The sequence below is a fragment of the Pseudoclavibacter terrae genome, from assembly GCF_008831075.1.
GTDB classification, from domain to species: domain Bacteria; phylum Actinomycetota; class Actinomycetes; order Actinomycetales; family Microbacteriaceae; genus Pseudoclavibacter; species Pseudoclavibacter terrae.
Map to the genome: position 1 here is coordinate 43,976 of NZ_WBJX01000002.1, position 17,301 is coordinate 61,276.

The following is a 17,301-nucleotide window of genomic DNA, read 5'->3' on the forward strand; positions in this document are numbered from 1 at the left end:
GGGCGCGTGGGTCGGATCACGGTGCGGCGAAGCGTCACACGGCTGAGTCTCGGGAAGCCCCCGAGCAGGAAGGCCGACTTCCTCGCGGCCGAAGAGCCGCTCGAGATCCGCGTCGGCGGTCAGCAGCTCGCGATCACGATGCGCACGCCTGGCAACGACTTCGAGCTCGCGGCCGGGTTCCTGGTCTCCGAAGGAGTCATCGCGCGAGGCGAGCAGTTCCAGTCTGCGATGTACTGCGCGGGCGCCGACGGGACAGCGGACGGGCTCAACACCTACAACGTGCTCGACGTGCGCCTCGCGGCGGGGACGCCGCAGCCGGACCCCGACCTTGCGCGCAACTTCTATACGACCAGCTCGTGCGGCCTCTGCGGGAAGGCGAGCATCGACGCCGTCGAGCTCACCTCCAGCTACGAGGTGGCGAGCGACCCGGTCACGCTCGACGCGGAGACGCTCGTGACGTTCCCCGACAAGCTCCGCGAGCAGCAGGCGGTGTTCGAGAAGACGGGCGGCTTGCACGCGGCCGCGCTCTTCGACGCCGCGACCGGCAAGCTGCTCGTCCTGCGCGAGGACGTCGGACGCCACAACGCCGTCGACAAGGTCGTCGGCTGGGCCGTGCAGAACGACCGGCTCCCGTTGACGGGCACCGTGCTGCAGGTCTCCGGGCGCTCCAGCTTCGAGCTCGTGCAGAAGGCGAAGATGGCGGGCATCCCCATCCTCGCCGCCGTCTCCGCTCCATCGTCGCTCGCCGCGGAGCTCGCCGAAGCCAGCGGCATGACGCTGATCGGCTTCCTCCGCGGGGAGTCGATGGTCATCTACTCGCGCCCCGACCGCATCCTGACCACGGAAGAGGTCAAGGCATGAGCGTCGACGCCTTGGAGAGCTTCTTCGTCGCCACGGTCGGCGCTGGCGCAGCTCTGGCCGGCCTCATCATCGTGGCGATGTCGGTGAACGTCGCGATGATCATCAAGATCAAGAGCATGCCGTCGCGGGCAGGCGCGACCATCGCGTCCCTGCTGCTCATCGTCATCGTCGGAGCGGCCGGCCTCATCCCCGGCATCAGCAACATGGCGTTCGGCGGCGTGACACTCGCCTTCACGCTGGTCGTGGCAGCGCTGTACTGGCGCACGAGCGTCATTGGCTTCAAGTATCCGAACGGACACCTGCGCGAGCACATCCTCCGTGTGGCGTTCACCGTCCTGCAGCTCCTGCCGATGTTCATCGGCGGAGTCCTCGCGTTCGGCACGTGGGAGGCGCTCTCCTGGGTGGCCGCGGGGTTCCTCCTCACCTTCGCCGGGGCGACCCGCAACGCGTGGGTGCTGCTCGTCGAGATCCTCCGGTAGCGCCGCGAGCTCGCGCTCGGCCGACGATCCTGAGCGCACCTGCGGGTCGAAACCGGACTCCACTGACGCATCTGCGGTACGCCGTGAGAAGATGCCCGCATGCCAGAACAGCGATACCGCGTCAGCGAGGCAGCCTCACTCCTCGGAGTCAGCGATGACACCCTGCGACGCTGGGGTGCTGGCGGCCGCCTCGACCTCGAGGGCGAGGCTGGCGCGAAGACGGTCTCCGGCGTGCAACTTGCCTCCCTCGCGAAGGAGCTCGCGGAGAGCGACGCGCGCGGTGACCTCGTCGAGCTGCCACCCGCATCCGCCCGCAACCGGATGCGCGGCATCGTCACGAAACTGACGCTCGACACGGTCATGGCCCAGGTCGACGTTCAGGCGGGCCCCTTCAGACTCGTCTCACTGGTCTCTCGTGAGGCTGTGGACGAGCTCGGCATCGAAGTCGGGAGCGTCGTCGTCGCGAGCGTGAAGGCCACCAATGTCGGAATCGAAGGAGTGCCGAGTGTCTGAGACGCGCAGACGTGGACTGGTGCGCGTGCTCGCGGCCTCCGCCGGTGTCCTCCTGCTGGCGGCGCTCGCGGGCTGTTCCCCCGGCGCATCGCCGGCTGGGCCTTCGAGCGGCGCCTCCACGGCACCGTCTCCGAGCGAGACCGGCCCGACCGGCACGGTCACGGTCTACGCGGCCGCGTCGCTCACCGAGACGTTCACGCAGCTCGCGGGCGAGTTCGAAGTCGAGCACCCGGGTGTCAGCGTGACCCTGAACTTCGGCGGCAGTCCCACGCTGGCCGAGCAGATCGTGACCGGTGGTGCACCCGTCGACGTGTTCGCCTCGGCGAGCGACACCACCATGAAGACGGTGGTGGATGCTGGCCTGGTCGAGTGGACGCCCGCCACGTTCACCCGCAACGCGCTCGTGATCGTGACCCCGAAGGGCAACCCGGCTGGCGTCACGGGCCTCGAGGACTTCGCCGACTCCAGGCTCAAGCTCGCGATGTGCGACGAAGAGGTGCCCTGCGGGGCGGCGGCCGCGAAGATCTTCGAGCAGACCGACATCGTGCCGCGGCCGGACACCCTCGAGAGCGACGTGAAGGCCGTGCTCACCAAGGTGCGGCTCGGCGAGGTCGACGCTGGACTCGTCTACGCGACCGACGCGAAGGCAGCAGCCGCGGAGGTCGACGCCATCGAGTTCCCGGAGGCGCTGGACGCGGTCAACAACTACGGCATCGTCCCGCTCAAGGCGGCACCGAATCCCGAGGCGGCGGCCGCGTTCACCGAGTTCATCCTGACCGCCCGCGGCGTCGAGGTGTTCGAGGAAGCCGGCTTCCTCAGCCTGACATGACCGGGGTGAGTCGGCGCCCGCCCGCCGCGCTCAGCCCGCTCGCGCTCGTGGCCCTCGCGCTGCTGGTCCTGCCCATCCTCGCCCTCGTCCTTCGGGTGCCATGGGCGGAGCTCCCGGAGATCATCGGGAAGCCGGCCGTCGGCCAGGCGCTCTGGCTGTCGCTCTCCTGCGCGGTCGCGGCCACCGGCGTGTGCCTTGTGATCGGGGTGCCGCTTGCGTGGTGGCTGGCCTCGCTCGCGCAGGCCCCCGGGCAGCGGCTCTACCGTGCAGTCAGGGTGCTCGTGCTCGTGCCCCTCGTGCTGCCGCCCGTCGTGGGCGGCCTGGCGCTGCTGCTGCTCTTCGGGCGCGCGGGGGTCCTCGGTGCTCCCATCGCGCAGCTCACGGGCTTCAGCCTGCCGTTCACGAGCGCCGCGGTCGTCGTCGCGCAGACGTTCGTCGCCCTACCGTTCCTCGTCATCGCCGTGGAGGGCGCGCTGCTCGGTTCGGATCGCCGCGTCGAGGAGGCCGCGGCGACGCTCGGGGCAACTCGCTGGTTCACGTTCTCCCGGGTCACCCTGCCCATGGTGGGGCCCGCGATCGGAGCCGGGGCTGTGCTCGCGTTCGCGAGGGCGCTCGGCGAGTTCGGTGCGACCATCACCCTCGCGGGGAGCCTGCCCGGGGTGACCCGGACCATGCCCATCTCGACGTACCTCGCCATGCAGTCCGACCCGGATGCGGCGATCGCACTCGCCCTGCTGCTCCTGCTGGTCTCGATCGGCGTGCTCCTCGCGCTCCGCGGACGCTGGGTGTCCGGCGTCACCGGCGCCGCCCCGGCGCCGGATGCGGGGGCCTCCTCGGGGCGCCTCGTGTCGGAGCGCGCCCGATGAGCGCCGAACTGTCGATCAAGGCGAGCGTCGTGGTCGGCGACCTCCGCGCCGAGTACGACCTGCAGGTGCAGGCGGGGGAGGTGCTCGCCGTCCTCGGCCCGAACGGGGCGGGCAAGTCGACGCTGCTTCGCGCCGTCGCAGGGCTCGTGCCGCTCACGCGGGGGCGCCTGCGGCTCGGCGGTCGCCTCGCCGAGGAAGCGCCAGGCGGGGCGCGGCTCAGCGTCAGGGAGCGCGCCCTGGGCGTCGTCTTCCAGGACTACCTTCTCTTCCGCCATCTCACAGCGCTCGACAACGTCGGCTTCGGTCTCCGCGCGCGCGGCGCCACCCGCATGGAGGCCAGGGCGGCCGCCTCGGAGTGGCTGGCACGCCTGGGCATCGGCGAGCTGTCGGGTCGCCGCCCCGAAGAGCTCTCCGGGGGGCAAGCGCAGAAGGTGGCGCTCGCGAGGGCGCTCGCCACATCGCCCGATGTCCTCCTCCTCGACGAGCCGTTGTCTGCGCTCGACGTCGAGTCGCGCTCGGAGGTGCGGGCCGAGCTGCGGAGCGTGCTCGCGGACTTCGAGGGGGCAGCGCTCGTCGTGACCCACGACCCCGCGGATGCGGCGGCGCTCGCCGACCGGATCGCGATCGTCGAAGGCGGCGTCGTCACGCAGCTCGGCACGCCAGAAGCGCTCGCGACGGGGCCGGCCACCGCCTACGTCGCCGCGCTGGTCGGCCGCACCGGGTTCGACGTGGTGCTCGGTGCAACCGGCACCGTCGTGCACGAGGGGCTCGGTGAGATCCAGGGCACCTTCGTGGCGCGAGCCGAGCGGGCGGGAGCCACCGCAGCAGGGGACGCCATGGGAGCGGGTGACGGGAACGATCCGCATGCGACGGCAGGGCGGGCGTTCGCGAGCATCCGCTCCGAGCTGGTCGAGGTGCTGATCCCCGAGGCCCTGGGCCCGGGTGAGGCGGACACAGCGGCCGGTGAGACCAGCGTCAATACCTGGCCAGCCACGATCCTGCGACTCGAGCGCGGCCTCGGCTCCACGACCGCTACACTGCTCCTCGGCGACGCACGAGCATCCGTCCGCCTCACGGCGAGGCTGCCACTCGACACCGCCCTCGGAAGAGCAGGGGGACTGCGCATTCCAGGGGGACCGCACGAAGGTCAGTCGGTGCTCGTCTGCCTTCCACCGTCACACGTCGCGTTCGTCGCGACGCGCTGAGCGACTCGCCGGGGAATGCTTCGGCCGGTGCAGGCGTTAATGACGACCGTGCGGCCTTGCCCGCACGCCAAGACCTGAACCTCTCAAGGAGTACTGTGACCGACTCGCGCACCGCGACACGCGACGCCGAACCGACCCCAGCCGAGTCCGCATCCGCGGCCTCAGCCGTATCCGCGAGCGAGCAGGGCACCGACCCGCGCACTCGCTTCGTCATCCCGCTCCTCCTCGTCTCGGCCTTCGTCGTCATCCTCAACGAGACGATCATGGGTGTGGCGCTGCCCGCCCTCAACCAGGACCTCGGCATCCCGCTCGCGACCGGGCAGTGGCTCACGACGGCGTTCATGCTCGTCATGGCCGTCGTCATCCCCATCACGGGCTTCCTGCTCCAGCGCTTCCACGTGCGCCAGGTGTTCATGGCCGCGATGATCCTCTTCTCGCTCGGAACGCTGCTGTGCTTCCTCGCGCCGGGCTTCGAGATCCTGCTGCTCGGCCGCATCGTGCAGGCGTCCGGCACGGCCATCATGATGCCGCTGCTCATGACGACGGTGCTCAACATGGTGCCGCCGGAGCGCCGCGGCCGCACGATGGGCAACATTTCCATCGTCATCTCCGTCGCCCCCGCCGTCGGGCCGACCGTCTCCGGACTCATCCTGCAGGTCTTCGAATGGCGGTGGATGTTCGGCTTCGTGCTGCCCATCGCGCTCGTCGCGCTTGTGCTCGGCGCGCTGTTCATCAAGAACGTCACCGAGCCCCGCCAGGCGAAGATCGACGTGCTCTCCGTCATCCTCTCCGCGTTCGCGTTCGGTGGCCTCGTCTACGGGTTCTCCGGGCTCGGCGAGAGCTCGGCAACCGCCGTCATGCCTGCCTTCGTGCCCATCCTCGTCGGCGTGCTCGCGCTCGCCGCGTTCATCTGGCGCCAGATCTCCCGCCAGAAGACCGACTCGGCTCTGCTCGACCTCCGCGTCTTCACGAGCCGCCAGTTCACGGTGTCGCTCGTCCTGCTCGCGGTGAGCTTCATGTCGCTCTTCGGCACGATCATCCTGCTGCCCATCTACATGCAGGAGGTGCTCGGCTACGACACGCTCCGCGCCGGCCTGACCCTGCTGCCGGGCGGTCTCACGATGGGTCTGCTCGCACCGTTCGTGGGTCGCCTCTTCGACAGGCTCGGCACGAAGCCGCTCATCATCCCCGGTTCCATCATCGTCAGCGCCGCCATCTGGGGCATGACGATGCTCACCGAGAACTCCGAGCAGTGGATGGTCATCGCCGCGCACGTCACGCTCTCGGTGGGCCTCGCGCTCATGTTCACGCCGCTCATGACGAGCGCCCTCGGCGACCTGCCCCGCTCGCGGTACTCGCACGGCTCCGCGGTCGTCTCGACGGCGCAGCAGCTCGCAGGAGCCGCAGGAACTGCGATGTTCGTGGTCGTCATGGCCAACTCGACCGTCGCGGCCGCCGGTGAGGGCTTCGGTCCGATCGCGGCGGAGGCGCAAGGCATCCACGCCGCGTTCCTCGTGGGCGCGTGCATCTCGATCGTCACCATCATCGGCGCGTTCTTCGTGAAGGCGCCAGCGAAGCGGGAAGGCGCCGAAGCGCCAGCCATGCACTAGGCGCATCCGTCGAACGCTAAGTTCGGCGCTTCGCACGAGCAGGGCCCGGCACCAGACTTCACCTGGTGCCGGGCCCTTCTGCTGTTCGGGCATCGGTGCTTCCCGGAGATGCCTCGTTCGTGCGCGGCGGGCTGCCTCGGTCGAAGGCCCTGCTGTGTCCCGGCGGTTGCACTGAGTTGGCGACGGTTGCGCTGGGATCCGCGGCGGTCGCACCGAGTTGGCGACGGTTGCGCTGGGATCCGCGGCGGTCGCACTGAGTTGGCGACGGGCCGTGCGGGGTTGTCTCGCGCGTGATGGCTTCTTTCCCATCACCGTCCGTGGAAACCCCGCATGTGCCGATGAGAAACCCAGCACGGTCGTGGAAACCCATCACGGTCGTGGAAACCCAGCACGGTCATGAAAACCCAGCACGGCGCCGGAACCCGTCGGCGGTGCGGGCTCTCGCGTTCCGGCGACCTCATCGGACGCTTGGGAAGCGGATGCGGAAGCCGGGACCTCGAGAGCCTGTCGACTGTGCTGCGTGCCGTGTGGGCGCGCTTTGCGGGGAGGTTTGGGAGAATGGGGCGTCGAGCATCCACCGCGCTGAGGAGCGACCATGGCTGAAGCCCCAGAGATCGTCGAGAAGTCCGTCACCTTCGAGGCCGCGCCTGAGCGGCTCTGGAGCATGCTCACGGAGCAGGAGTCGTTTGCCAGCTGGTACGCGTTCGGCGGCGCCACGATCGAGGCCGAGCCTGGCGGGGTGCTCGCCGTCCACTGGCCCGAGCACGGGACGTTCCGCGGCGAGGTGACGCTCGTGGAGTCGCCCAGACGCTTCGGCTACCGGCTTGCGGCCGTGCCGGAGGAGGACCCGCAGCCAAAGAACAGCACGGTCGTCGAGTTCACGATCGAGCCGGCCGACGGCGGCTCCGCGCTGACGGTGCGCCATTCCGGCTTCGAGGGGCTCGAGGGTCTTGCCGCTGACTCGACGTCGGCGGAGATCGAGACGATGGCGTGGACGGCGGCGCTGCCGCTGCTGCGCGAAGCGCTCGGCGAGGCACCGGCAGAGGACCTGCCGTTGCCCTGACTGGGCGCGTCAGGCGGTGGCTGCCGCCTCGAGGCGCTCGAGGCCGCGCTCGAAGTCGGGGCCGATGAGCTTGTCCATCGGCATGAACCGGAAGATCAGGGCCGCGACGCCGCGGTGCTCGCCGGTCATGAGCCATCGAACGTGGGTGCCGCCATCGACGGGCTCGAGGATGAACGACGTCGGGTTGTGTGCCGTGAAGGGCTTGTCGAAGTCGATGACGAGGTCGATCCGCTGCGGCGCGGAGGCGACGATCGTCATCGAGCCCTTGCCGGCTTTGCGGTTGCCCTCCCACGCGTAGTGGGCGCCGGGTCCAGCCTGCGGTCCGGAGTGCTCGCGTCGCATCGTCGGGTCGACGTCCTCCCACGGCGACCATGAGCTCCAGTTGTGGAAGGAGTCGATGAGCGCGTGGACGCGCTCGATGTCCGCGTGGATGACGGCCTCGCGCTGCACTTCGTACGTGGTCATGCGTGCATAGTGGCAGAACCGTGGCTATGCGTGGACTCAGCAGAAGTTACGGGCCCGAAACATGGGCGTGACGTGCTCGGAAAACGCCGGTCGTAGTTTCGCACTAGACAACGCATGATGTCGTGAGCGAAACTCTTGGAGTCGCAACGACGCGACCACGAAAGGTTTTCACATGACCGACGTCGACCCCACCCTCGAGATGTCAGACGGCGCCTTCCACCGCCTCCTCGGCCCAGAAGCAGAGCCGGGCTTCCTCGCAGACTCCGAGCTGCCCGCGTACTGGGGCCGCAAATGGGGCGCGCAGGATGAGGTCGGACGGCTCCGCACGATCATGATGCGCCGCCCGAGCGCGGGCCTCGAAGCCGTCGAGAAGGCCGGAGCGTCGACCTGGATGCCGGAGATCGGCGCGTATGTCGACCCGGACCGCCGCTGGTACTGGTCCGGTCGCGAGTTCCCCGACCTCGAGAAGCTGCACTCCGAGTTCGACAGCTTCGTCAAGGTGCTCGAGGACAACGACGTCGAGGTCGTCATGGCCCCCGACCTCGCGCCCAGCTTCACGAAGTCGGTGTTCACGCGAGACCCCCTCGTCACCATCCCGGGCGGTGCGATCATCGGCCGACTCGCCCCGCGCATGCGCCGCGGCGAGGAGCAGTCCATCACGCAGACGGTCGCTGCGCAGGGCATGCCGATCCTCGGCACCATCACGGGCACGGGCCTCGTCGAGGGCGGCAGCTTCATCAAGGTGCGCCCCGACCTCGCGTTCTTCGGCACCTCCGTGCGCTGCAACGTCGAGGGCTACCGCCAGCTGCGCAACATCCTCGAAGAGCAGGGCATCCAGCTCATCCACTCGCAGATGCCCGGCTACCAGATCCACCTCGACCTGTGCTGCGCGATGCTCGACGACGACCTCGCGCTCGTGAACTCGCGGATCGCGCCGTACGACTTCCTCGACGCGCTCTGGAAGCTCGGCATCGAGACGGTCGACGTCGCGCCGCAGGAGGACTGGGCGTGCAACCTGCTCACCCTCGACCGCCGCAAGCTGCTCTTCCCGTCGCACCTGCCGCGCACGGCTGAGCTCCTCAACTCGAAGTACGGCGTCGAGATCATCCCCGTCACGTACCGGGAGATCAACAAGAACGGCGGCGGGCTGCACTGCTCGACGATGGAACTGCAGAGGGACTGGTAAGCGATGTCAGAGAACGTCACCGGCGGAGAACTCGTCATCCGAACGCTCGAGGCGCTCGGCGCCGAACGGGTCGTCGGGCTCCCGGGGCAGCACGCGCTGCCCATGTTCGACGCGCTCGGCGACAGCTCGCTCGACTACCTCGGGGCGCGCGTCGAGAACAATGCGGCGTTCATGGCCGACGGGCACGCCCGCGTGTCCGGCACCGTGACCCCGCTGCTCCTCTCCGCCGGGCCGGGTGCGCTCACCGCGCTGCCTGGCATGCAGGAAGCGGCAACGGCGAGCTCGCCCGTGCTCCTCATCTCCGCTCAGGTCCCGACCCCGGGGATCGGCGGCCAGGCGCACGGTTACCTGCACGAGCTGCGCGACCAGGAGTCGCACTTCCGCGGCATCGCGAAAGCCACCTGGAGCATCCGCTCGGTCGACCAGATCGTGCCGACGCTCGTCGACGCCTGGCGCACGGCGCAGAGCGCGCCGGCCGGCCCCGTCTACGTGGAGGTGCCGCACGACGTGCAGCAGGCGAGCTTCGAGCTCGTCGACGGGCAGCTCGGCGGTATCGCCGCAGAGGCGTACGCGCTCGCGCCGGAGGCATCCGATGCGCAGCTCGCCTCCGTCGCGAAGCTGCTGGCCTCCTCGGGCACGCCGCGCATCTACGCAGGCGGCGGCGTCGTCCGCTCCGGCGCGGGGGAGCTGCTCGAGCAGCTCGCCGAGCAGCTGCAGGCACCGGTCGTCACCACCTACGGCGGGCGCAGCGCGTTCCCGTGGGCGCACTCGCTGTCGGCCGAGGGCTGGATCGAGGACATCGCGACCACCGAGTTCCTCGAGGCGGCCGACGTGCTCCTCGTGATCGGCACGGGACTCAGCGAGCTGTCCTCGAACTACTTCCGCCTGGCCCCGACGGGCACCGTCATCCACATCGACGCAGACGCTCGCGTGCTCGGCGCCAACCACGACGGCACGATCACACTGCGCTCCGACGCGGGGCTGGCGCTGCAGGGCATCCTCGACCGCCTCCGCACGATCGGCGCCGGTGAACGAACGGATGCGCGCCCCGCCATCGAGGAGCTGCTCGCCACCGTGCGCACGCGGCTGGATGCGCAGCCGCTCGCCACGGAGCGCGAGCTGCTCGACACCCTCCGCTCGGCGATCCCAGACGGCGTCGCCACCTTCTGGGACATGACGATCAGCGCCTACTGGGCCTGGTCCGCGTGGGATGCTCGCGGCGGCGTGTACGAGAACGGGCAGTGCGGCGGCCTCGGCTTCGGCCTGCCTGGTGCCATCGGCGCGTCCTTCGCCTCGCGCTCGCGCGAGAACCCGAACGGTGCGCCCGTCGTCGCGATCTCGGGAGACGGCGGCGGCCTGTACGGCGTCGCCGAGCTGTCGACGCTCGCGCAGTCGCAGCTCAGCGTCACCTGGCTGGTCGTCGACGACGGCGGCTACGGCGTGCTTCGCGGCTACATGAACGAGGCGTACGGGCGAGCGACGGCGACCGAGCTCGCCGGGCCCGACTACCTCGCCGTCGCCCGAGCCTTCGGCGTCGAGTCGCGGGCCGTGGAGATGGAGACGCTCGCCGAGGAGCTCGCCGACAGCATCCGCACCCCCGGCCCCCGAGTGCTCGTGCTTCCCGCCACCCTCGAGCTGTTCGAGGCGACCCATACGCATCGGCCAGCGGTGCACCGATGAGAGCGCTGCCCGTCGTGCCCCGGAACGAGCCGGCCGCCATCGGCGGCAGGCTCCGATCGGTGCGCCAGCTGAGGCAGATGACGATCGAGCAGCTTGCCAGCGCGACGGGGCTCAGCAAGAGCTTCCTCAGCCGCGTCGAGCGCGACCAGACGTCGCCGAGCGTCTCGACGCTCGTGCTGCTCTGCGACGTGCTCAACATCGAGGTCGGCGAGCTGTTCAGCGCACCTGATGCGCAGCTCGTGCGCTTCGAGGACGCGCCGCAGATCAACCTCGGAGGCACGAACGTGTACGAGCGCCTGCTCAGCCCCCGCAACGATCCGCGCTTCCAGGTGGTGCGCTCGCGCGTCGACGCGGGTATGGCCGGGACCGGGGGAGCTGAGCTCTACTCCGTGAACTGCGAGGTCGACTTCCTGCACGTCCTGCGCGGATCGATCACGGTCGTCCTCGCCTCCGAGACGTGGGAGCTCGATTCCGGTGACTCGATCACCCTCGACGGGCGCGAACCGCACACGTGGCACACCCGCGACTCGACCGAGGGGGTCGAGCTCCTCTGGGTGCTCGCTCCCGCAGCGTGGGGAGGCACCACCTGAGCTGCATCCACGCAGTACTGTCGGTTCCCTGGCAGACCGAGCGTTCGCTCGGCACGTAACGCCCTTGTAAACCCTGCGTGACGTGGCGCTCTCAGCGCCAAGTTGCCTCCTAGATTACGCATGTTGCCTACAGATGATCACTGCTGGTGATCAAGAGAAGGAGAAATTCACATGGCATCCAAGAAGCTCATGAAGGCGGGCCTGGCTGGCGCCTCGTTCGTCGCACTCACCGCACTGCTCGCAGGATGCGCGTCAGGCGATGCACCGGAGGCGGACGTCTCCGAGGTCGCCGTCGACGACGCGGCAGTCGCGCTCCTCCCGCAGGAGATCGCCGACGCCGGAACCCTCACGGTCGGCACCGAGGCGTACTACCCGCCATACGAGTACCTCGACGCAGACGGCGCGACCGTCATCGGCCTCGACATGGACCTCATCAAGGCAGTCGGGCAGAAGCTCGGCCTCGAGGTCCAGATCGAGAACGTCGCGTTCGACACGCTCCTCCCATCACTCGACACGGCGCGCTACGACGTCGTCGTCGCCGCCATGACCGACACCCCGGAACGCCAGGAGAACTACGACTTCGTCGACTACTTCAACGCGGGCCAGGGCATCGTCGTCGCCGAAGGCAACCCCGAGGGCATCACCGCAGAGGCCGACCTGTGCGGCAAGGCGGTCTCCGTGCTCCGCGACTCCGCGCAGCAGGGCATCCTCGAAGCCTTCAACAGCGACATCTGCGCCTCCAGCCCCATCGAGATCTCGGCGCAGGCCACCGACAACGACGCCCTCATCCAGGTGCAGTCCGGCCGCGCGGCAGCGTCGGTCAGCCAGTACCCGGTCGCGAGCTACAACGTCGAGCAGGCCGGCGGCTTCGAGCTCGCCAACGAGGAGCCCTTCCAGCCTGAGCCCCTCGGCATGGCAGTCGCGAAGGACAACGAGCTGAGCGCAGCCATCCAGGCCGCACTGCAGTCCCTGGTCGCCGACGGAACCTACACCGACATCCTCGCCGCCCACGGCCAGGAAGGCGGAGCCGTCGAAGAAGTCACCATCAACGGCGCCGAATAGCGCCCGCGGAGCTGACGAAGAACAACGGAGCTGAAGAACAGTGAACACCTCGACCGGCCCCTCCACGGGCGCGACGGGAGCGGTCACCACCGCCCCCGCCGCGCCCGCGGCCGACGCCCCCAAGATCGTCCCGCTACGGCACTACGGCCAATGGATCTTCGCCGCCATCGTGCTCCTCTTCCTCGCGAAGCTCGTCTACGACGTCGCGACGGGATCGAGCATCCGCTGGGAGAAGGTCGGCTCGAGAGTCTTCGCCGAGGCCATCATGCAGGGCCTCCTCATCACCATCATGCTGACGGTGGTCAGCATGATCCTCGGCATCATCGGCGGCATCACGCTCGCCGTGATGCGCATCTCCAGCAACGCCGTGCTCCGCGCCATCTCGAGCGGCTTCGTGTGGATCTTCCGCGGGACGCCGATCCTGGTCCAGATCCTCATCTGGTTCAACCTGGCGCTGTTCTTCCCGCAGATCGACCTCGTGTTCGTGCAGCTCGACACCAACGCGCTCATCCTGCCGCTCACCGCGGCCGTCCTCGGGCTCGCGGCCAACGAGTCCGCGTACATGTCCGAGATCATCCGCGGCGGCATCATCTCCATCGACCCAGGTCAGAAGGAGGCTGCCGAGGCGCTCGGCATGACGCAGGGCAAGATCATGTTCCGCATCATCCTGCCCCAGGCGCTTCGCTCCATCGTGCCGCCCATGGGCAACGAGCTCGTCACCCTCCTGAAGGAGACCTCGCTGGTGTCCGTCATCGGCGCAGGCGACCTCCTCACCAGGGCGCAGCAGATCGGCGCCGCCGACTTCAGCCGCATGGAGATGCTGCTCGTCGCGAGCATCTGGTACCTGATCCTCACGTCGATCGCGAGCATCGGCCAGGGCTTCCTCGAGCGCAAGCTCGGCAAGTCCCGCGGCTTCGCGACGCCCGAACCGGTCTGGAAGCGCGTGCTCAACTCGATCCTGCCCAACCGCAGGTCTGTAGGAACAAGCAGAGAGGGAGTCCGCTGATGCCCGTCTCCACCGGGTCCGCCCCGATGATCGAGCTGCGCAACGTCGCCAAGTCGTTCGGCAGCGTCGAAGTGCTCAAGGACATCTCCCTCGACGTGCACGCCGGGGAGGTCGTCAGCATCCTCGGCCCCTCCGGCTCGGGGAAGTCGACGCTGCTCCGCTGCCTCAACCACCTCGAGACCGCCGACCGCGGCGTCATCCGGGTGGCGGGCGAGCCCGTCGGCTACAAGGAGAAGAACGGCAAGCTCTACGAGCTGCGGCCCAACGAGATCGCCAAGCGCCGACGCGACATCGGCATGGTGTTCCAGCGCTTCAACCTCTTCCCGCACATGACGGCCATCGAGAACATCATCGAGTCGCCCGTGCAGATCCTCGGCCACAAGAAGTCGGCGGCCATCGCCGACGCGAAGGTGCTGCTCGAGCAGGTCGGCCTCGGCGACAAGGGCGACAACTACCCGTCGCAGCTCTCCGGCGGACAGCAGCAGCGCGTGGCCATCGCCCGCGCGCTCGCCATGAAGCCGAGCGTGCTGCTCTTCGACGAGCCGACGTCCGCCCTCGACCCCGAGCTCGTCGGCGAGGTGCTGCAGGTCATGACGAAGCTCGCGAAAGAGGGCATGACCATGGTCGTCGTCACCCACGAGATCGGCTTCGCGCGCGACGTCTGCGACCGCGTCGTGTTCATGGACGGCGGCGTCATCGTCGAGGAGGGCGCCCCGGAGGACGTCATCCAGAACCCGCAGCACGAGCGCACGAAGCGCTTCCTCGCACGCGTCCTCAAGTGAGAGAGCTGACATGACACGTCCCCTCGTCATCTTCACCGACACCACCGACCTCTCGCAGGAGCCCGCCGCCAGGCTCCTGCGCGAGGCGGGGTACGCAACCGCCCACCTGGAGCTCCCGACCTCGCCAGGGCCCGATGCGGTCGTGCCGCGCGAGCACCTCGACGCCGTCGCGGCCGTCGTGGGCTACGCGCGCATCACAGCGGATGTGCTCGCGCAGCTCCCGTCGCTGCACCTGCTCGCGACGAGCTCCGTCGGCACCGACATGATCGACGCGGATGCGGCTGCCGCGCGAGGTGTCAAGATCGTGACCCTCGCAGGCGTCGCGACGGAGGAGGTCGCGGCGCACGCGCTGACCCTGCTGCTCGCCGCCGAGCGCTCGCTGCTCCGCAGCCTGCAGCTCGTGCGCAGCGGCGAGTGGACCGACGAGGCCACCGCTCGCCTGCAGACTCCGCGCCGCCTCAGCTCCCTCACGCTCGGACTCGTCGGGCTCGGCCGCATCGGCGGCAGGCTCGCCGAGATCGCTCGCCCCAGCTTTGGACGCGTGCTCGCCTTCGACCCCTACGCCAAGGAGGCGCCGGACGGGGTCGAGCTCGTCGACTCGCTCGAAGATCTGCTGCGCGCATCCGACTCGTTGAGCCTCCACCTGCCGCTCACCGCCGAGTCGCGCGGCATCATCGATGCAGCCGCCCTCGCCCTGCTCCCCGCCGGCGCGGTCGTCGTGAACGTCTCCCGCGCGGGCCTCGTCGACGTGGCAGCCATCCAGGCGGCCCTCGCGAGCGGCGCGCTGCGCACCTACGCCGCCGACGTCCTCGACGGTGAGCCGCCGCATCCGAGCGACGCCATGCGCACCGACCCCGGCACCCTCATCACGCCGCACACCGCCTGGTGGTCGGATGCGGCCCTCGCCGGCTACGAGGCGCAGCCGGCCCACAACATCATCGCCGAGCTCGGCGCACCCGCCGACCCCACCTGGAGCCCTTCATGACCGACAGCAGCATCCCCCTCTCCGACGCGCACGAGAGCTTCCTGCGCGACTTCGACACGATGGGCGACTTCGGGGCCACCGGGCACGGCGGCGTCGACCGGCAGGCCGCGAGCGACGCCGACAACGAGCAGCGCCGCTGGTTCCAGGGCCTGCTCGAGGGGCACGGCTTCACCGTCGAGTACGACCGCATCGGCAACCAGTTCGGGCTGCTGGAGCTGGTGCCCGGCGCGCCCTACGTGCTCATCGGCTCGCACATGGACTCGCAGCCGACGGCCGGCAAGTACGACGGCGCCTACGGGGTGCTCGCCGCGGCGCACGCCGCATTCCGGATCGCGGATGACGCTGTCTCCGGCGGCGTCGACGGCGCCAGATACAACGTCGCCGTCGTGAACTGGTTCAACGAAGAGGGATCGCGCTTCGTGCCCTCCATGATGGGGTCCTCCGTGTACACGGGCGTGCTGCCACTCGAGGATGCGCTCGCCGTGCGCGACAAGGCCGGGATCAGCGTCCAACAGGCGCTGCGCCCGACCGGATTCCTCGGCGAGGGCAACGGCCCCGTCGCCGCGCTCTGCGCCGAGATCCACATCGAACAGGGACGCCTGCTCGAGAACGCCGGCACGACCATCGGCCTCGTCACCGCGACCTGGGCCGCGAGCAAGTACCGCGTCGTCGTGAAGGGCGAGCAAGCGCACTCCGGGGCGACCGTCATGGAAGATCGCAAGGATGCGCTCTACGGCGCCTCACTGCTGGTCGTCTTCGCGCGGGAGCTCACCGACCGCTTCCCCGGGAAGCTGCACACGGCCGTCGGGCAGCTCGACGTGTATCCGAACTCGCCGGTGGTCGTCGCCAGCGAGGTCACGCTGCTGCTCGACCTGCGCAGCGACGACGAGCAACTGCTCGCCGAGGCCAACGCACTCCTGGACGCGCGCTTCGCGGAGATCGAGGCCAAAGCCCGCGTCGAGATCGAGCGCACCCTCTCGCACTCGTGGGACGTCAACCCGTACCAGCCCGCCGGCGTGGAGCTGGCGCGCTCGGTCGCCGAGGAGCTGGGGCTCTCGAACGACGAGATCATGACCGTCGCCGGCCACGACTCCACCAACATGAAGGAACTCGTGCCCACGGTCATGCTCTTCGTGCCATCCGTCGACGGCATCTCCCACAACGAAGGCGAGTACACGAAGCCCGCCGACCTCGTCGCAGGGCTCGACGTGCTCACCGAAGTCGTCCGCCGCCTCGTTCGGGGCGAGCTCACCTAAGACACGGCTGATCGCTGCGGATCGCTGCGGGTCCAGCGGATCGCTGCGGATCGCTGCGGATCGCGGCGGGTCCGGCGGGTCGCATCGGGTCCGGCGGGTCGCATCGGGTCCGGCGGGTCGCATCGGGTCCGGCCGGTCCGGCCGGTCGCGGCGGCATCCGCGGCGGCGGCGGCATCCGCATCCGCATCTGGTCGCGGCCGGTAGGCCTTACGCGCTGGTCGCCACCGCCGCATCCGGTCGCGGCCGGTCGCTGTTGCATCCGCTGCGGGCGAGCCGAATCGCTGCCAGCCGAATGGCCCCTTCGGTTGGCGCCGCCACGATCGCTGCCAGCCGAATGGCCCTTTACGGCGGTCCTCAAGGGCGTTTTGGCTGGCAGCGATCGCGGTGGTTCGGGGGAAGGACGCCCGCGTCGACAGGCCGGTTGCGCTGGTCGCCGCCGGCCAGGTGGATGCATCCGCTCGCGCTGCGTCTATCGCTGCCAGTCAGATGGCCCCTTCGGCTGGTTCCGCATCGATCGCTGCCAGCCGAATGGCCGCTTCGGTTGGCACCGCCACGATCGCTGCCAGACATATGGCCCTTTACGGCGGTCCTCAAGGGCGCTTTGGCTGGCAGCGATCGCGGTCGCGGGCGACGCAGCCGGGCTATCGCCGGGCTTGGCCGGGCTCGATTGGCCGGGCTCGATTGGCCGGGCTCGGCTGGCCGGGCTCGATTGGACGTGGAGTGGATGCGCGTGGTGACGGCCGTCGGCGTCGACCGGCCTGGATTACAAAGGGGTGCGCTTTGCACCCGCCTGCGCCAGTGCAGGTGCAAAGTGCGCGCGTTCGAGTGGCCCCGTTTCGCTAGCTTCAACTGAGAAGCACGCG

17 protein-coding genes are annotated in these 17,301 nt (G+C 69.4%); 16 read left to right on the plus strand and 1 reads right to left on the minus strand.

Going from position 1 to position 17,301, the window contains the following annotated elements:
- Window positions 1–6: 6 nt before the first annotated feature.
- The 8 genes from fdhD (at window position 7) to F8O03_RS06505 (ending at window position 7,426) form a co-directional block, all read left to right on the plus strand.
- Window positions 7–861 carry a formate dehydrogenase accessory sulfurtransferase FdhD gene (fdhD, locus tag F8O03_RS06470; protein ID WP_151423160.1) on the plus strand — a complete coding sequence of 285 codons (855 nt, stop codon included), beginning with the start codon at window positions 7–9 and terminating at the stop codon, window positions 859–861.
- The gene (locus tag F8O03_RS06475; protein WP_151423161.1) at window positions 858–1,340 is read left to right on the plus strand and encodes a hypothetical protein; all 483 of its coding nucleotides are present in this window, start codon (window positions 858–860) and stop codon (window positions 1,338–1,340) included. Before fdhD ends, F8O03_RS06475 begins: the two co-directional genes overlap by 4 nt.
- 99 nt (window positions 1,341–1,439) lie before the next feature.
- A complete protein-coding gene (locus tag F8O03_RS06480) occupies window positions 1,440–1,853 on the plus strand; it encodes a TOBE domain-containing protein (protein ID WP_151423162.1) in 414 nt (137 codons plus the stop codon).
- Window positions 1,846–2,682 carry a molybdate ABC transporter substrate-binding protein gene (gene modA, locus F8O03_RS06485; protein ID WP_244295990.1) on the plus strand — a complete coding sequence of 279 codons (837 nt, stop codon included), beginning with the start codon at window positions 1,846–1,848 and terminating at the stop codon, window positions 2,680–2,682. The genes F8O03_RS06480 and modA overlap by 8 nt, the downstream gene beginning before the upstream one ends.
- Window positions 2,679–3,548: an ABC transporter permease gene (locus tag F8O03_RS06490; protein WP_151423164.1), complete on the plus strand. Its 870-nt coding sequence runs from the start codon at window positions 2,679–2,681 to the stop codon at window positions 3,546–3,548. The genes modA and F8O03_RS06490 overlap by 4 nt, the downstream gene beginning before the upstream one ends.
- Complete coding sequence (locus F8O03_RS06495; protein WP_151423165.1) at window positions 3,545–4,753, plus strand: ABC transporter ATP-binding protein; 1,209 nt, start codon at window positions 3,545–3,547, stop codon at window positions 4,751–4,753. Before F8O03_RS06490 ends, F8O03_RS06495 begins: the two co-directional genes overlap by 4 nt.
- 95 nt (window positions 4,754–4,848) lie before the next feature.
- Complete coding sequence (locus tag F8O03_RS06500) at window positions 4,849–6,363, plus strand: MDR family MFS transporter (RefSeq protein ID WP_151423166.1); 1,515 nt, start codon at window positions 4,849–4,851, stop codon at window positions 6,361–6,363.
- 595 nt (window positions 6,364–6,958) lie between these two features.
- A complete protein-coding gene (locus F8O03_RS06505) occupies window positions 6,959–7,426 on the plus strand; it encodes an SRPBCC domain-containing protein (RefSeq protein WP_151423167.1) in 468 nt (155 codons plus the stop codon).
- Between the two features lie 9 nt (window positions 7,427–7,435).
- On the opposite strand, the gene F8O03_RS06510 is transcribed toward F8O03_RS06505, so the two are convergent.
- Window positions 7,436–7,891 (minus strand): SRPBCC family protein, encoded by a 456-nt coding sequence (locus F8O03_RS06510; RefSeq protein WP_151423168.1) that lies wholly within the window; start codon window positions 7,889–7,891, stop codon window positions 7,436–7,438.
- Window positions 7,892–8,063: 172 nt separating this feature from the next.
- Between F8O03_RS06510 and F8O03_RS06515 the strand changes: the two genes are divergently transcribed.
- The 8 genes from F8O03_RS06515 to F8O03_RS06550 all read left to right on the plus strand — a co-directional run bounded on the left by F8O03_RS06515 (window position 8,064) and on the right by F8O03_RS06550 (window position 16,438).
- Window positions 8,064–9,077, plus strand: a complete 1,014-nt coding sequence (locus F8O03_RS06515) for a dimethylarginine dimethylaminohydrolase family protein (RefSeq protein ID WP_104252582.1) — start codon at window positions 8,064–8,066, stop codon at window positions 9,075–9,077.
- A 3-nt stretch (window positions 9,078–9,080) separates the two neighbouring features.
- On the plus strand, window positions 9,081–10,757 hold the full coding sequence (locus F8O03_RS06520) for a thiamine pyrophosphate-binding protein (protein WP_151423169.1): 1,677 nt from the start codon (window positions 9,081–9,083) through the stop codon (window positions 10,755–10,757).
- Window positions 10,754–11,347, plus strand: a complete 594-nt coding sequence (locus F8O03_RS06525) for a helix-turn-helix domain-containing protein (RefSeq protein ID WP_151423170.1) — start codon at window positions 10,754–10,756, stop codon at window positions 11,345–11,347. The genes F8O03_RS06520 and F8O03_RS06525 overlap by 4 nt, the downstream gene beginning before the upstream one ends.
- Window positions 11,348–11,518: 171 nt before the next feature.
- Window positions 11,519–12,409, plus strand: coding sequence for an ABC transporter substrate-binding protein (locus F8O03_RS06530; protein ID WP_104252585.1), 891 nt, complete (start codon window positions 11,519–11,521; stop codon window positions 12,407–12,409).
- Window positions 12,410–12,449: 40 nt separating this feature from the next.
- Window positions 12,450–13,415: an amino acid ABC transporter permease gene (locus F8O03_RS06535; protein ID WP_151423171.1), complete on the plus strand. Its 966-nt coding sequence runs from the start codon at window positions 12,450–12,452 to the stop codon at window positions 13,413–13,415.
- On the plus strand, window positions 13,415–14,197 hold the full coding sequence (locus F8O03_RS06540) for an amino acid ABC transporter ATP-binding protein (RefSeq protein ID WP_271982391.1): 783 nt from the start codon (window positions 13,415–13,417) through the stop codon (window positions 14,195–14,197). Before F8O03_RS06535 ends, F8O03_RS06540 begins: the two co-directional genes overlap by 1 nt.
- A 10-nt stretch (window positions 14,198–14,207) precedes the next feature.
- Complete coding sequence (locus F8O03_RS06545) at window positions 14,208–15,182, plus strand: NAD(P)-dependent oxidoreductase (RefSeq protein ID WP_151423172.1); 975 nt, start codon at window positions 14,208–14,210, stop codon at window positions 15,180–15,182.
- Complete coding sequence (locus tag F8O03_RS06550; protein ID WP_151423173.1) at window positions 15,179–16,438, plus strand: M20 family metallo-hydrolase; 1,260 nt, start codon at window positions 15,179–15,181, stop codon at window positions 16,436–16,438. The genes F8O03_RS06545 and F8O03_RS06550 overlap by 4 nt, the downstream gene beginning before the upstream one ends.
- Window positions 16,439–17,301 lie beyond the last annotated feature (863 nt).